Origin of the sequence: Dokdonella sp. (assembly GCF_019634845.1) — a bacterium.
GTDB lineage: Bacteria > Pseudomonadota > Gammaproteobacteria > Xanthomonadales > Rhodanobacteraceae > Dokdonella_A.
In genome coordinates this window covers 63,007-78,169 of record NZ_JAHCAQ010000011.1, presented here as the reverse complement: position 1 = coordinate 78,169, position 15,163 = coordinate 63,007, and the positions used below count along the sequence as shown (strand labels likewise).

The 15,163-nt window shown below is 70.0% G+C and carries 15 protein-coding genes; 6 read left to right on the top strand and 9 right to left on the bottom strand.

Annotated features, from left to right (window positions below; translation table 11 throughout):
- Positions 1–27: 27 nt before the first annotated feature.
- From KF903_RS09615 to KF903_RS09600, 4 genes are all read right to left on the bottom strand, one after another.
- Positions 28–576: a YceI family protein gene (locus tag KF903_RS09615; RefSeq protein WP_291214062.1), complete on the bottom strand. Its 549-nt coding sequence runs from the start codon at positions 574–576 to the stop codon at positions 28–30.
- Between the two features lie 2 nt (positions 577–578).
- Positions 579–1,160, bottom strand: coding sequence for a cytochrome b (locus tag KF903_RS09610; protein WP_291214060.1), 582 nt, complete (start codon positions 1,158–1,160; stop codon positions 579–581).
- On the bottom strand, positions 1,144–1,779 hold the full coding sequence (locus KF903_RS09605) for a YceI family protein (protein ID WP_291214058.1): 636 nt from the start codon (positions 1,777–1,779) through the stop codon (positions 1,144–1,146). The genes KF903_RS09610 and KF903_RS09605 overlap by 17 nt, the downstream gene beginning before the upstream one ends.
- A 103-nt stretch (positions 1,780–1,882) precedes the next feature.
- A complete protein-coding gene (locus tag KF903_RS09600; RefSeq protein ID WP_291214056.1) occupies positions 1,883–3,391 on the bottom strand; it encodes a GTPase in 1,509 nt (502 codons plus the stop codon).
- A 102-nt stretch (positions 3,392–3,493) separates the two neighbouring features.
- On the opposite strand from KF903_RS09600, the gene KF903_RS09595 reads away from it, so the two are divergent.
- On the top strand, positions 3,494–7,051 hold the full coding sequence (locus KF903_RS09595; RefSeq protein ID WP_291214054.1) for a hybrid sensor histidine kinase/response regulator: 3,558 nt from the start codon (positions 3,494–3,496) through the stop codon (positions 7,049–7,051).
- Positions 7,052–7,067: 16 nt separating this feature from the next.
- On the opposite strand, the gene hemE is transcribed toward KF903_RS09595, so the two are convergent.
- The gene (gene hemE / locus KF903_RS09590) at positions 7,068–8,117 is read right to left on the bottom strand and encodes a uroporphyrinogen decarboxylase (protein WP_291214052.1); all 1,050 of its coding nucleotides are present in this window, start codon (positions 8,115–8,117) and stop codon (positions 7,068–7,070) included.
- Positions 8,118–8,201: 84 nt separating this feature from the next.
- Positions 8,202–8,459, bottom strand: coding sequence for a WGR domain-containing protein (locus KF903_RS09585; protein WP_291214050.1), 258 nt, complete (start codon positions 8,457–8,459; stop codon positions 8,202–8,204).
- 135 nt (positions 8,460–8,594) lie between these two features.
- Here KF903_RS09585 and KF903_RS09580 point away from each other — a divergent pair, with 135 nt between their 5' ends.
- Positions 8,595–11,000: a TonB-dependent receptor gene (locus KF903_RS09580; RefSeq protein WP_291214048.1), complete on the top strand. Its 2,406-nt coding sequence runs from the start codon at positions 8,595–8,597 to the stop codon at positions 10,998–11,000.
- A 55-nt stretch (positions 11,001–11,055) separates the two neighbouring features.
- Here KF903_RS09580 and aroB read toward each other — a convergent pair whose 3' ends face one another.
- Entirely contained in the window at positions 11,056–12,135 is a 1,080-nt protein-coding gene (gene aroB, locus KF903_RS09575; RefSeq protein ID WP_291214046.1) for a 3-dehydroquinate synthase, read from the bottom strand.
- Positions 12,132–12,683, bottom strand: coding sequence for a shikimate kinase (locus tag KF903_RS09570; protein WP_291214044.1), 552 nt, complete (start codon positions 12,681–12,683; stop codon positions 12,132–12,134). The genes aroB and KF903_RS09570 overlap by 4 nt, the downstream gene beginning before the upstream one ends.
- An 89-nt stretch (positions 12,684–12,772) precedes the next feature.
- On the opposite strand from KF903_RS09570, the gene xrtH reads away from it, so the two are divergent.
- The 3 genes from xrtH (at position 12,773) to KF903_RS09555 (ending at position 14,306) form a co-directional block, all read left to right on the top strand.
- Positions 12,773–13,306, top strand: a complete 534-nt coding sequence (gene xrtH / locus KF903_RS09565; protein WP_291214043.1) for an exosortase H — start codon at positions 12,773–12,775, stop codon at positions 13,304–13,306.
- A gap of 75 nt (positions 13,307–13,381) precedes the next feature.
- Positions 13,382–13,585, top strand: a complete 204-nt coding sequence (locus tag KF903_RS09560) for a dodecin family protein (protein ID WP_291214041.1) — start codon at positions 13,382–13,384, stop codon at positions 13,583–13,585.
- A gap of 22 nt (positions 13,586–13,607) precedes the next feature.
- On the top strand, positions 13,608–14,306 hold the full coding sequence (locus KF903_RS09555) for a response regulator transcription factor (RefSeq protein WP_291214039.1): 699 nt from the start codon (positions 13,608–13,610) through the stop codon (positions 14,304–14,306).
- Positions 14,307–14,384: 78 nt separating this feature from the next.
- Here KF903_RS09555 and KF903_RS09550 read toward each other — a convergent pair whose 3' ends face one another.
- A complete protein-coding gene (locus tag KF903_RS09550; RefSeq protein WP_291214037.1) occupies positions 14,385–14,597 on the bottom strand; it encodes a hypothetical protein in 213 nt (70 codons plus the stop codon).
- On the opposite strand from KF903_RS09550, the gene KF903_RS09545 reads away from it, so the two are divergent.
- On the top strand, positions 14,596–15,144 hold the full coding sequence (locus KF903_RS09545) for a hypothetical protein (RefSeq protein ID WP_291214035.1): 549 nt from the start codon (positions 14,596–14,598) through the stop codon (positions 15,142–15,144). The two genes, KF903_RS09550 and KF903_RS09545, sit on opposite strands and share 2 nt — an antisense overlap.
- Positions 15,145–15,163 lie beyond the last annotated feature (19 nt).

Sequence of the window (15,163 nt, the reverse complement as noted above, 5' to 3'; positions counted from 1 at the left end):
CTGCCACCACTGGCCGAGCCGGTTCACCTAGCGCGCGCCGAGCTTGAGATGGCCATGCACCGGAATGTCGGCGCTGATGTCGTTCCAGTCGCTGCCGGCACCGAGGCCGAAGTCGGCGCGCTTGAGCACGGTGTCGACATCGAGCGTGGCTTGCGCGCCATCGGCGGCGAAACGCAGCTTGAGCGTGACCGGGCGGGTCTGGTCGCGGATCGTGAGCCGGCCTTGCGCAGTGACGGTGCCATCGGCGGCGCGGGCGAACGAGTCGGTCACGAAGTGCGCCTGCGGGAACTTGGCCACCGCGAAGAAATCGCTGCCCTTGAGCGTGTCGTCGCGCTCGCTGCTGGCCGTGTCGGCGCTGCCGAGATCGACCTTGACGTCGAAGTGGGCGCTGCCGAGGTCGGCCTCGTCGTAGGCGATCTGCGCCGTGAACGACTTGAAGCGGCCCGCGAACGGATCGCCCTGGTAACTGCCCTTGAAGCCGAGCGTGCTGGCAGCGGGATCGACCTGCCAGTCGCGTGCGGACGCGGTGGCTGGCACCGCGAGGGCACCGGCACAGAGAAGGAGGATGCGCAACATGATCAGGACTCCGTTGGGCTGCGGGAAGGCGCGCGACGTCCCGGCAGCATGCGCCGCAGCACATCGTCGCGGTTGACGAAATGATGAACGAGGGCGACCGCGGCGTGCCCTGCGGCGACCAGCACGAGCGCGAAGAACAGCCATTCGTGGGCGGCCTGGAAGATCGGCTTGAGCGTCTGGCTGGCGCCGCCCGTGAGATTGGGCATCTGGACCAGTCCCCACCAGAACAGCGGTCGCAGCGAGGTCGCCGAGTCGAACGCCCAACCCGTGATCGGCACCGCGAACAACAGGCCATACAGCAAGGCGTGACCGGCGTTGGCGCCGTGCACCTGCCAGCGCGGCATGCCGGGCGGTGGCTGCGGATGGCGGTCGAGAAGGCGCCAGCCCAGGCGCAGCAGGGCCAGCAGCAGGATCGTGAGGCCGAGCGACTTGTGGAAGTTGAACACCGGGATCACGTTCGGCCGCTTGGGCAGTTCCACCATCACGAGGCCGAGCACGCCCTGCACCAGCAGCAGGATCACCACGCTCCAGTGGAACAGCTTGGCCAGGCTGCCCCAGCCGAGGGCGTCACTCTTGAGGGTCATCGGGTATCTCCGTGTGCCGGCTGCGAACACCTTCGACCTCGATGCGCAGCGTGACGAGGTTGCCGATCGCGTTGGCATGACGCGTCATGCCGAAGTTCTCGCGCGCGAGCGTGGCCGTGGCCGAAAAGCCGCTCTTGCGCCGCAACGAATATGGGTCGGGTGCGATGCGGTTCAACGTCACGGCGAGATCCACCGGCTGCTGGTGCCCGCGCCAGTGCAGTTGGCCATGCACGATCGCGTGGTTGGCGTCGCGCGCTTCGACGCGCGTGCTCGTGTAGCGCGCGGTCGGCCAGCGCGCGGTGTCGAGCAGTGCCGACGAACGCGCGGCGGCATCGAGGCTGGCATCGCCAAGGTCGACGCTCGTCATGTCGATCACGACGTCGACGCGCGCGCTGGCCCAGTCTCGCCCACTGAACGTGAAGATGCCGTCCTTGATGTGCAGGCGCCCGAGCGCGCTCGAATAGCCCTGGTGGTCGACGCTGAACAGGATCTGCGAATGGGGCAGGTCGAAGCGCCAGTCGGTCGCCGCGGCCGAGTTGCCCGCGATGGCCGCGAGGGCGAGCGCTACGCTGCGCGTCAGCGGCCGGCGCCGCCGTGGGTCGGTTCGGGGGTACCACATGCGGTGAGCTTGGCAAGAATCGCCGACCGCCGCCAGCGCCCGGCCGTGAACACTGCGTTGCGGTGCGTCGGCCCGGTCGGGTGGCTGCCGCGCGGCGGCGCGCTCACTCGGCGCGATCGGGCGGCCGTGCCTCGCGTTCGCGCAGTGCCTCCAGCGCGAGGCGCGTGACGCGCTCGATGCGTTCGCGCGGCGGTTGTGCCAGCAGCGCACGCAGCCGCGTCTGGACGTCGGCGGCATCGAGCGCGGCATGTGCGGCCAGCGTGTCGGCCAAGGCGTGGCCGAGGCTGTCGAACACCAGACCGTAGGCGATCGCGTGCAGCACGCCACCACCGAGCGTGCCAAGGCCAGGGAACGCCTTGAGCGCATTGCCGACGATCGCGAGCACGAGCGCGCCCGTGCTGCGCACGGTGAGGCCTACGCGCCCGAGCATCGCTTCGATGTCGATCTCGCGCACGGCGACGCCGTGGATGCGCGCCAGCTCGCGCACGAGACCGGTGGCGAGTGCGCCCTGGATCAGGATGTCGCTGCCCGGCGCCACCGCGGCGAGCGCGCCGACCACGGCGCGCCGCGTGTACTTGCCGATCGCGAGCTCGGCCTCGTCCGCTGCCGCGGCGCGCGCGAGTTCGTCGCCGCGGCGGCCGACCTCGGCCAGCACTGCTGCTTCGCGGGCGCCCTCGAGCGCGATGGCACCGCCGGCGGTGACGCGCGCCAGCGCCGCGGTCAGCGCCGCGATGTCGGGCACGCGCTCGCGTTCGACGCGCTCGCGTCGCCCATCGGCGAGCACGCGCTCGTAGCGCTCGCTGCCGCCTGCGCTGATCGCGACGATGGCGCGGGTGCAGCTGCGGTAGCGCTCGCCCAGCCGTGCCAGCAGCGCGGCGCGCTCGCCCGCGTCGTAGGCATCGGCCTTGTTGAGCGCAAGCACGAGTGGCTTGCCGAACTGTGCCAGCCAGCGCAGTTCATGGTCCTGGGCGCGGCCGATGTCGCCGTCGGTCAGGTACACCACCACATGCGCGCGCAGCGCCTCGGCGCGCGCCAACTGTTCGCGTGGCGCACCATCGACCTCGTTGCTGCCGGGCACGTCGGCCAGCACCAGCGTGCGGCCATCGGCGAGCTGGCCGTGGTGCAGGCTGACGCTCGTGGTGGTGCCGCCGCGCACGTCGACGTCGACCGCCGCCTGCGGCGCGAGCGCGCGGATCAGGCTCGATTTGCCGCTCGAGATCTCGCCGAACAGCGCGACGTAGAGCTCGCCGCTGTCGCGGCGGCGGTCGAGTTCGGTCAGCTCCGCCTGCAGCGCGCTGGTGTCGACGGCGCGCTCGCGCAGTGCATCGACGCGCGCCGCAACTTCGTCGCGCGACAATGCTGGCGTGGTGGCCAGCGTCGAACGGCCGCGCGCGGGACGCGCTAGGCGCCACAGCAGGTAGCCGATGCCGCTGACCAGCACGGCGCCGAGCACGAGCAGCGGCAGCCGCAGCCACACCGGCAACGCGGCGACGCGCGCGTAGAACTCGAGCAGGTTGTTGAGCGTGGCGACCACGAAGCCGAGCAGCAAGGCGGCGGCAATCGCAAGCGCGGCAAGCAGCACGAGACGCAGAGGCAGGCGGGAGCTGGGCATGCGCCGATTCTATGCCAGCGTCGCGGCCAGGTTGGCCGGCAGCGGGCGCGCCACCTGACCGCGGCGCCATTGCGTGGCAGTATCGCGCGCAGGGAGGGGAGCATGCGCCGCCTGCTAGTCATGCCGCTGCTGATGCTGGGAATGCTGGCGCAGGCCGGCGTGCCGCCGGCGCCGCCGCAGTTCGTGTCGATGCGCGTCAACGACGGCCTGCCATCGAGCGTGGTGTACAAGGCCGTGCAGGACCACGACGGCTTCATCTGGATCGGCAGCCAGGATGGCCTGGCCCGCTACGATGGTGTCGACTTCCGCATCTATCGCCACGATCCGGCCGAGCCGGCTTCGATTGCCTCCAATGACGTGTCGGCGTTGCTGGTCGATCGCGATGGCCGGCTGTGGTGTGGCGGCGAGGCGTCGGGTCTCAATCGACTCGAGCCCGATGGCACGCGCTTCCGCCATTGGCGCCACCGCGCCGGCGACCTGCGCTCGCTGGCCAGCGACGACCTCAGCACGATCGTGCAGGACGCCAGCGGCGCGATCTGGGTCGGCACCTACGATGGCGGCGTCAGCCGCCTCGATGCCGATGGTGGCTTCAGCCACGTCGACCACGACGAGGAGGACGCCGGCACGCTGCGCTCGAGCAGCGTGTATGCGCTGCTCGCGCCTGCTTCGGGCCGGCTGTGGATCGGCACCGATGCAGGGCTCGACGTGCGCGAGGCCGATGGGCGCATCGTGCATGTCGACATTCCGGCCTTGCAGGAGCGTCCCGGACCATCCACCGTGCTGGGCCTGGGCGCCGACGGCGACGGTGCGATCGTCGGCACGCGCAAGGGCGTGTTCCGCATCGGTGGCGACCTGCGGTTCGATCGCGAGCTCGGCAGCGCGACACCGCCGCTGGCGGCGACCTCGTTCGCGCGCGGTGGCGACGGCGACCTGTGGATCGGCCTGCTCACCGGCGTGGCACACATCGACGCCGATGGCCGCCTCATGCGGCATGGCGGCGACGAGGCCATCACCGGCTCCTACCCAGGCACCAACACGATGGACGTGATGGCCGACCGCGAGGGCGGCGTGTGGTTCTCGCTGTTCGACGGTGGCCTGGCGCGGCTGCCGCCGCACTGGCGCAACTTCGCCGTGTTCCGCCATCTGCCCGGCACCGCGGCGAGCCTCACCCATGCGCGGGCGCGGGCACTCGCGATCGACGGCATGCGCGCGGTATGGGTCGGCACCGGCAACGACGGCATCGATCGCATCGACCGCGCCACCGGCGTGATCGAACGCCATGGCGAGCGCCTGCGCATCGGCCGCCAGCGCCTGACCGCGCTGCTGGTGGCCGATGCCGACACCCTGTGGCTCGGCTTCCAGCGCGGCCTGCGCCGGCAGTCGCTGGGCAGCGGCGCGAGCGTGGACATCGCGGTCGACCTGCGCCGCGACGATGCGCTGCCGCCGGGTTTCATCGATCGCATGGCATTGGCGCGCGACGGCAGCCTGTGGGTGAGCGCCCACGGCGGCGGCATCGCCCGCATCGTCGGCGAACCGCCACGCGTGCAGCGCCGCTACCTGCCGGCGACGCGCACGCTCGGCAATGCCGACGTGCTGGCGCTCGTGCTCGACGCCAACGACGTGCCGTGGCTGGCCACGCTCGGCGGCATCGAACGCCACGACCCTGCGCGCGATGCGTTCGGGCCGGTGGCGGGGGCGCACGGCGGCGCCGTCGATGCGTTGGCGTTCGCACCCGACGGCACGTTGTGGGTACACGAGTGGCTCGGCGCGTTGCAGTCCTATCGCGTCGAGCGCGACCAGTTGGTGCCGCTGCAGTCGGTTGCGGTCGGCGCCGACTGGCCCGCGCTCAAGGCGGCGGCGTTGCTGGTGGGGCGCGATGGCGCGCTGTGGATCACGTCCCTGCGCGGCCTGTTCCGCGTCGATCCGCACACGCGCGAGGTGCGCAAGTTCGATCTCCACGAAGGCCTGCCGAGCCAGGAGTTCCTCGGCGGGGCGCTGGTTGCCGATGCCGAGGGCAACCTGTTCGCGGGCACGCTCGGTGGCGTGCTCGCGTTCGATCCGAGCGCGTTGCGCAGCGATGTGCGGCCACCGCTGCTGCGCCTCACCACGCTCGATGTGCAGCGCAACGGGCACACGCTCGACCTCGATCCGGCGCAGGCGCTCGAGCTGGCGCACGACGACAGCAACCTGCGCGTGCGGGCCCGTGCGTTGAGCTACGTCGATCCGCTATCGACGCGCTATCAGTTCCGCCTCGACGGTCTGGAGGAAGAGTGGACCGTGGCCGACAACGGCGAGCGCATCTGGTCGCGCCTGCCACCCGGTCGCTACCGGCTGCAGGTGCGCGCGCGCAGTGGCAGCGGCAACGTGGTGGAGCTGCCGGCGCCGCTCATCGTGCGGGTGGCCCGCGCGCCATGGGATACGCCGATGGCCTATGCGCTGTATGTGCTGGCTGGTGGCGGTCTGCTGCTGGTCGCGCTGCGCGGCTGGCGCGAGCGCGTGCGGCGGCGCCATGCGCTCGAGCTGGCCGAGGAGCTGCGCCGCGCGAGTGAACAGGTCAGCGAAGCCAAGTCGACCTTCCTTGCCAACATGGGCCACGAGATCCGCACGCCGATGACCGGCGTGCTCGGCATGAGCGAGCTGTTGCTGGCGACACCGCTCGACGAGCGCCAGCGTGGTTATGTCGGCGCCATCCACCAGTCGGGCGAGCTGCTGCTGCGCATCGTCAACGACAGCCTCGACCTCGCCCGCATCGAGGCCGGCCGGCTGCTGCTGGAGCGACAGCCGCTCGATCCGGCCGCGTTGCTGCGCGCGGTGGCGCAGTTGCAGCGCCCGCTCGCGGTGCGCAAGGGGCTCGAACTGGGCTTGCAGATCGGAGCGGGCGTACCCGCCCGCATCGAGGGTGATGCGCTGCGCATCGAGCAGATCCTGCTCAACCTTGTCGGCAATGCGCTCAAGTTCACCGAGCGCGGCCGCGTCGACCTCAGCCTCGAACGCATCGACGCCGACCTGCGCTTCGTGGTCGCCGACACCGGCCCCGGCATGACCGCGGCGCAGCTCGAGCGATTGTTCACGCGTTTCGAGCAGGCCGCGGGCATCGCCAGCCGGCATGGCGGCAGCGGGTTGGGGCTCGCCATCAGCCGCGACCTTGCGGCACTCATGGACGGCGCGCTGACCGTGACGAGCAGCCCCGGGCAGGGCAGTCGCTTCGTGCTGAGCTTGCCGATCCGCGAGGTCGTGGCGGCGGAGCCTGCGCCTGCGGCCGCGCCGAGCGGACGCACGCTGTCGGTGCTGCTGGTCGAGGACGATGCGACGGTGGGGCAGGTCATCGCTGGCCTGCTGGCCAAGCTCGGGCATCGCGTGCGCCATGTCGACAACGGCCTGGCCGCGCTGGCCGAGCTCAAGAGCGGGAACTGCGAGCTGGCCCTGCTCGATCTCGACCTGCCGGGCATCGACGGCCTGCAACTGGCGCGCATGATCCGCGCCGGCATCGCGCCGACGCTGCCGCTCATCGCGGTCACCGCGCGCTCGGTCGGTGACGAGGAAGCGCAGGTCCGAGCCGCCGGCATGAACGCGCTGCTGCGCAAGCCGCTGACCGGCGCGCTGCTCGCCGCCGCGATCGCCGAGGTGTGCGGGGACGGCATGACGCCGCGGCGAAGCTGAGCGGGCCGCGCCGACCTCAGCCGCGCCGGCTCAGCGCATGCACCGCATCGACGAGCACGCTCACATGCTCGGGGTCGATGTCGGGCGTGATGCCGTGGCCGAGGTTGAAGATGTGGCCGGGATGCGGACCGAAGCCGTCGAGTACGGCACGTGCCTGCGCGCGGATCGCATCGGGGCTGGCGGCCAGCACGGCCGGATCGAGGTTGCCCTGCAGCGCCACCCGCTCGCCGACACGCGTGCGCGCCTCGGCGATGTCGATGGTCCAGTCCAGGCCCAGCGCGGCGCAACCGCTGTCGGCGAGGCCTTCCAGATGCGCATGGGCGCCTTTCGCGAACAGGATCACCGGCAGGCCCGGTGCCAGCGTGCGCAACTGCGCGACGATCTGGTCGAGCCAGCGCAGCGAGAACTCGCGAAACATCGCCGGCGCCAGCAGGCCGCCCCAGGTGTCGAACACCATCAGCGCCTGCGCGCCGGCGGCTGCCTGCGCGGCCAGGTAGGTGGCCACGCTGCGCGCCAGCACGTCGAGCAGGTGGTGCATGAGCGCCGGGTCCTGCAGCGCGAGCGCCTTGGCGCGGGCAAAGCTTGCCGAGCCGGCGCCCTCGATCATGTAGCAGGCCAGTGTCCACGGGCTGCCGGCGAAGCCGATCAGCGGCGCGCGGTCGGCGAGTTCGTGGCGGATCAGGCGCACCGCGTCCATCACATAGCGCAGGCTCGTTTCGGGATCGGGCACGCCGAGCGCGCGGATCGCCGCCGCATCGCGCAGCGGGCGCGCGAACTTGGGGCCTTCGCCCTCGACGAACTGCAGCCCCAGGCCCATCGCATCGGGCACGGTGAGGATGTCGGAGAACAGGATCGCGGCGTCGAGCGCGAAGCGGCGCAGCGGTTGCAAGGTGACTTCGCAGGCCAGCTCGGGCGTTTGCGCGAGCGCGAGGAAGCTGCCGGCCCGGGCCCGCGTGGCGCGATACTCGGGCAGGTAGCGCCCCGCCTGACGCATGATCCAGATCGGCGTGGCGTCGACGCTCTCGCGCCGCAGCGCGCGCAGGAAGCGATGGTCGGTCGGGGTCATGCAGAGGCCTCGTCGAGGCAGGCACGCGACAGCGGTGCCTGCGAGTGGGTTGATGCGGTCGGGCGCAGGCGGGCGGCGCGCCGCCTAGCGCGGGCCATCGAAGCCCTGGCTGAACATGACGCGGAAGCCGCGACCGAGCTGGGCATCGCGCGCGCGCTCGAACGCCGCCAGTGCCGCGTCGCGCTCGAGAAACTGCTCGCGTTTGCTGCTCGCGCGGTGGGCGCCCTGCTGGCCCCATTCACGGAACAAGGTCCAGCCGCCGAGCAGGTCCTGCTCGAGCACGAGCTGGTAGTAGCGCGGGACATCGGCGCCCGCGGCCGGGGTTTGCATGAAGACGCGCATGGTGAGCGCGGGATTGTAGCCGGGCCATCCGCAGGGCGTCAGCCCAGTGCGGCATGTTGTCGCAGCCCCCCCGCCTTGTCGGCCAGCGCGCGAACCGGGTAGGCTACGAACCTTAAAAATTCGTTGGAGAGACGTATGGCACGGTCGCGTATCTGGATGGCACTCAGCGCCGCCATCTTCGGCCTGGGCAGCACGCTGGGCACCACTCCGCTGCACGCGCAGACGGCCGCGCCGCAGGGCGACAGGACGAGCGACAAGGCCACCGAGCTCGAAGGCATCGTGGTGCTCGGGTCGCGCCGTTACGACCGCTCCTCGGAGACCGAGACACCGGTGCCGGTCGATGTGCTGCCGATGGGCAAGGCGGCTGACCAGGGCGCCTCGTTCGATCTCGCGCAGACGCTCGAATACGCCGCGCCCTCGTTCATCTCGGGCCGCCAGACCGGCGCCGATAACGCCGACTCGGTCGACTCGGCCGCGCTGCGCGGGCTCGGTTCGGACCAGACCCTCGTCCTCGTCAACGGCAAGCGCCTGCATTCGAGCGCGCTGGTCAACCTGTTCGGGGCGCGCAACCGCGGCAACACCGGTGCCGACCTCAACACGATTCCGATGCTGGCCATCGACAATGTCGAGATCCTGCGCGATGGCGCGGCCGCACAGTACGGTTCGGACGCCATCGCCGGCGTGATCAACATCGCCCTCAAGCGCAAGCTCGGCTGCGAAGCGGTGGTCGGCTACGGCCAGTACACGCGCGGCGACGGCGAGAACTACCTCGGTTCGGGGTATTGCGGCTTCGCGGTCGGCAATCAGGGCGTCATCGCGCTGACCGGCGAATACCTCGACCGCGGCCGTTCCAACCGTGCCACCGCTGCCGATCCGCTGCGCATCATCGGCGACACCGCAGTCAAGAACGGCACCTTCTACGCCAACGGCGACATCCCGTTCGGCGACAGTGCACATTTCTACTTCAACGCGGGCATCCAGAACCGCGACGCATCCTCGGCGGCATTCGCGCGCGGTGGCATCGGCTCGGATGACATCCCCTCGCGCAATTCGGCGGCGATGTATCCGGGCGGCTTCGTGCCGTTCATCGATCCCTACATCCAGGACCGTCATGCCAGCGCCGGCATCTGGTGGAACTGGAACGACTGGCGCGTCGATGCCTCGCAGACGTTCGGCTACAACAAGCTCAACGACACGATCCGCCACACGCTCAACGCGTCGATCGCCAATTACGATCTCGAGCACGGCGGCACCGGCATCAGCCCCGACCACTTCTACGCGGGCGGCTTCTCGTTCTCGCAGGCCACCACCAACCTCGACTTCTCGCGCTTCTTCGATGGCTTCATGCAGGGCGCCAACGTCGCCTTCGGTGGCGAGTTCCGCCGCGAGAACTACCAGATCTTCGCCGGCGAACCGGGTTCGTACATCGACATGGACGGTCCCGGCGGCGGCAATGCGGGCAGCCAGGGCTTCCCCGGCTTCCAGCCCGGCGACGCCACCGACAAGAGCCGCAACAGCTGGGCCGTGTACGGCGACGTCGAAATCGACTGGACCGACCGCTTCATGACCGACCAGGCCGTGCGCCACGAGCGCTACAGCGATTTCGGCTCGACCACGATCGGCAAGCTCGCCGGCGCGTTCCGCGTCACCGACCAGTTCCTGCTGCGTGGTTCGTTCAGCACGGGCTTCCGGGCGCCATCGTTGCAGCAGCGCTACTTCTCCTCGACCTTCACCGACTTCGTCAGCGGCCAGCCGGTCGATGTGGTGCTGGCGCCCAACGGCGGCACGATCGCGCGCGCGGCGGGCATCCCCGACCTCAAGGAAGAAAAGTCACGCAACGCGACGCTCGGCTTCACCTGGAAGCCGACTGATGCGCTGTCGGTCACGCTCGACGGCTATCGCATCGACATCGACGACCGCATCGTGCTGAGCGGTCGCTTCGACACCTCCGATCCCGATATCGGCGCGATCCTCGAACAGCTCGGCGTGGGCGAGGCCCAGTTCTTCGTCAACTCGGTCGATACGCGCACGCAGGGTCTGGACCTGACCATCAGCCACGCGATGGATCTGGGCGACGGGCGGCTCGAGAGCTTCCTCGGCTTCAATCGCTCGATCACCGAGGTCAAGCGCGTGCATACGCCAGCCTCGCTGGTCGGACGCGAGGATTCGCTGCTCGGTGAACGCGACCGCCTGTTCATCGAGAACGGCGCGCCGCACTCGAAGGCCGTGCTCGGCTTCGACTACACCTTCGGCGCCTGGGAAACCGACCTCAAGGTCATCTACTTCGGTCCGATGACGCTGGGCACGTTCTCGGGCCCGCCGGTGCCCAATGCGCGCTATGCCAGCAAGACATCGGCCGACGTCAGCCTGACCTACAACTTCAACGCGAATGCCAAGCTGACGATCGGCGGCCAGAACATCTTCGATCAGTTCCCGACCCGCCAGGATCCGGACGAGACCGACAACGGCTTCATGTACGACGCGGTGCAGTTCGGTCTCAATGGCGCGTCCTGGTTCGCGCGCTTCGCCTACAAGTTCTGATATCCGCGCAGCTCCGGCCGCCCAGGCGGCCGGAGCCTGCGTCGTGGCGCCGCGATCAGCTGCCGGCCAGCACCGCAGCGACCTCGTCCTCGGCCACCGCGTCGACGATTTCGGCCTGGCCGATGCCGCGCCACAGGATGAGGCGCAGGCGGCCACCCTCGTTCTTCTTGTCGAGCCGCATCGCGGCGAGCAGCGCCGCGGCGTCGAGCGGCGGCGCCTGCACGGGCAGGCCCAGGCGCGTCAGCAGTCGCGCCAGGCGGGTCGCGTCGGCGGCATCGGCACGGCCCAGCCGCGTCGACAGCGTGGCCGCCTGCAGCATGCCGATCGCGACGGCCTCGCCGTGCAGCAGCGTGCCGTAGCCGGCCACCGTTTCCAGCGCATGGCCGAAGCTGTGGCCGAAATTGAGCAGCGCGCGCTCGCCACGTTCGTGCTCGTCGCGGGCGACGATGGCCGACTTGGCGCGGCAGCTGGCCTGGATCGCGGCGGCGAGGGCAGCCTCGTCGCGGGCCACGAGTGCGTCGGCATGGACTTCGAGCCAGGCGAAGAACGCGGCGTCGTTGATGGCGCCGTACTTGACCACCTCGGCGAGCCCGGCGCGGTACTCGCGCACCGGCAGGGTGGCCAGCGTGCCGGTGTCGGCCACCACGGCGCGGGGCTGGTGGAAGGCGCCGACGAGATTCTTGCCTTGCGGCAGGTTGACGCCGGTCTTGCCTCCGACCGAGGAATCGACCATCGCCAGCAGGGTGGTCGGCATCTGGATGAAGTCGATGCCGCGCATCCAGGAGGCGGCGGCAAACCCGGCCAGATCGCCGATCACGCCGCCGCCGAGGGCCAGGATCGTGGCGTCGCGGCTGGCACCGAGTGCGGCCAGCGCGGCAAAGATCTGGCCACTGGCATCGAGCGTCTTGTGGGCCTCGCCGTCGGGCAGCACGAGATGGGCATGCTGCAGGCCGGCCAGGCCCGCCAGCACGCGCTGCAGGTACAGCGCTGCCACCGTGGTGTTGGTAACCACCAGCACGTGGCGGCCGCGGATCGGCGCGCGCCAGCGCGCGCTGTCGGCCAGCAGGCCGGCGCCGATCCAGATCGGGTAACTGCGTGCGCCAAGAGCGACATCGAGCGTACGCACGGCGCTCATGCGGGAACTCCGTGGCCTTGGCGCTGCCATTGCTGCGCCAACTGTGCCAACAGTTCCTGCGCCGCCTGTGCGCTGTTGCGCCGGCTGCGCGAGGGCAACTGCAGATCGGCGACCTGTGCATACAGCAGGTTGCGCTCGGCCGCCAGCGCCACGAGGCGTTCGCGCCGATCGACGGCGCGCAGCAACGGTCGGCTGCGGTCACGCGCCAGCCTGGCAAGCTGGGTCTCGACATCGGCGTCGAGCCATGCCACGTAGCCGCGCCTGCGCAGCAGCTCGCGGTTGGTCGGGTCGAGGATCGCGCCGCCACCGGTGGCCAGCACGATACCCTCGCGCGCCGTGCAATCGGCCAGCGCGGCGCACTCGCGCGCGCGGAACCCGGCCTCGCCCTCCAGCTCGAAGATGAGCGCAATCGCGGCGCCGCTGCGTGCCTCGATCTCGTGGTCGAGGTCGACGAAGGCCAGCCCCAGGCGGTCGGCGACGAGCCGGCCGACCGTGCTTTTGCCGGCGCCCATCGGGCCGACGAGGAACAGGTTGGCTGCGGGATTCATCCTGCGATGCTAGCAAACGTGGCCGGCCTGCTGTGGCCAGCACTGCGGTGACGGCTTATGCTGCGCATCCCGCCCCGCGTGCACCTCACATGCTGCGTTTCATCGTCTTGTTCGTGCTGATCCTCGCCACGCTGTTCGTGGCCGAGCTGCTGCAGCCGGTCGAGACGCATGTGATCGAGCCGTTCACGAGCGCGATCGCGCGTGTCAGCGTGTGGCTGGTCGGCCTGTTCGACCCGCACGCCTATTCGATCGGCAAGGAACTGCACACCACCGCCAGCAGTTTCGCCATTTCGATCGAGCGCGGCTGCAACGGTGTCGAGGCCATGATCATCCTCGTCGCCGCGATGCTGGCGTTTCCGGCGCCGTGGCGCCATCGCCTGATCGGCATCGGACTGGGCTTCGTGGCGATCCAGGCGCTCAACCTGGTGCGCATCATCAGCCTGTTCTACCTCGGTCAGTGGAACCGCACCTGGTTCGACTGGTTCCACCTCTACCTGTGGCAGGCGCTGATCGTGCTCGATGCGCTGGTCGCGTTTCTGGTATGGCTGCGCTATCTGCCGCGCCCGGCGCCGGCCGCGCGCCACGCTGCCTCGATTGGGGGAGGGCCGCCCGCGCTGCTATAGTCCACTGATCGCATGGTCAGGCCGCGTGAACAGGCCTCCATGAGCGGTTTCTTGGTGCTGCAGAAGGAGTCCGTCATGTCCGTGTCGAAGGTCATCGAGCTGAGCAGTTCGTCGCCCAAGAGCATCGAAGATGCGGTGCAAACGGGGCTGCGCAAAATGGCGCATACGGTCAAGAACATCAAGGGCGCCTGGGTCAACGACATCAAGGTCGTGACCGATGCCGACGGCGGCGTCACCGAATGGCGCGTCAACATGCGCATCAATTTCGTCGTCGAGTAATGCGCCAGCGGCAGGGAACGCGATGAGCCAGACGCCTGTCGTGATCGGCCTGCTGGAGGACGATCCCGACATCTCCGACCTGCTCGTACTGTGGTTGCAGGGCGCCGGTTATGCGGTGCGCTGCTATCGCAGCGCCGCCGAATACCGGCGTGCGCAGGGCAGTGACGCGATCGATCTGCTGATGCTCGACTGGATGCTGCCCGACGGCAACGGTCTGGAGGTGCTCGAAGCGATCCGCGCTTCGCGCAACGCGAGCCTGCCGGTCATCTTCCTCACGGTGCGCGACAGCGAGGACGACATCGTGCGCGCGCTGTCGGGCGGTGGTGACGATTACGTCGTCAAGCCGCCCAAGCAGCGCGAACTGCTCGCGCGCGTCGGCGCGGTGCTGCGGCGCCATCTCGGCGAGCGCGGCGACGATGAGGGGTTTGTGCTCGATCCCTACCACATCGACGCGCGGCGCCGGCGCGTGCTGATCGATGGACGCGCGATCGACCTCACCCAGCGCGAATTCGACCTCGCCAACTTCCTGTTCCGCCGCCATGGTCGCGTGGTCGGTCGCGATGCCCTGCTCAAGCACGTGTGGAACCTCGGCGCGACTGTGTCCACGCGCACGGTCGATACCCACGTCAGCCGGCTGCGCAAGAAGCTCGAGCTGGGTGGCGAGCGTGGCTGGCGGCTGACGGCGGTCTACCAGCACGGTTACCGGCTCGAACAGGTCTGAGCCGGACGGCGATCGGGCGGCGGCGGGTGGTGCATTGCCTGCGCCGGGCCAGCCGCCGGCATGGTCCGCGCGGCGCGCCTAGGCGCCCGCGGCGCAAGCTGCCAGAATGTCCGCAGGTGCGCAGCCGGCGGTCACATGCGTGGCCGGCGCGGCGTCGATTGAGATCCGGCGAGGAGGAGCGATGGCCAGCGCAGGCAAGTCCAGGTCCCGCGGCAAGGCGGCCCCAGCCCCACGCAAGGCGCCGGCGCGCAGCGCGCGCACCCCCACCACGCCCAGGAGGAAAATGGCCATGGCAGATCCGAAGAAGCCCGGCGCCGATGGCGGCGCGGACCGCAACGTCGACCAGATCCGCGACATCCTGTTCGGCGGACAGATGCGCGACTACGAGCGCCGCTTCCAGGACCTCAACCAGAAGCTCGAAGCCGACCTCGCGCGCATGCGCGAGGCCGCCGACAAGCGGCTGGCGCAGATGGAAAAGCGCATCGACGACCAGTTCGACAAACTGGGCAAGCTCGTGCGCCAGGAGATCGACGACCGCAATGGCGCGGTGGCCGATCTGGAATCGCGCGTGCAGCAGGCCGCGCGCACTGCCCGCGCCGAGATCAACAAGGCGCTCGACGGTGTCAGCAACGAAGTGGCGCAGAGCGACGAGCGCCTGCGCGCCGCGTTGGCCGACCTGCACGACACTTTTGCGGCCCGCGCCGGCGATGCCGAAGCCGCGCTGTCGCGCAGCAGCGCCGAACTGCGCGCCGACAAGGTCGGGCGCGAGGACATGGCTGCGCTGCTCACCGAACTGGCCCTGCGCCTCAAGGGCGATTTCGACCTGCCCACACCCTGATCCGCCGCGCGCAGGACAG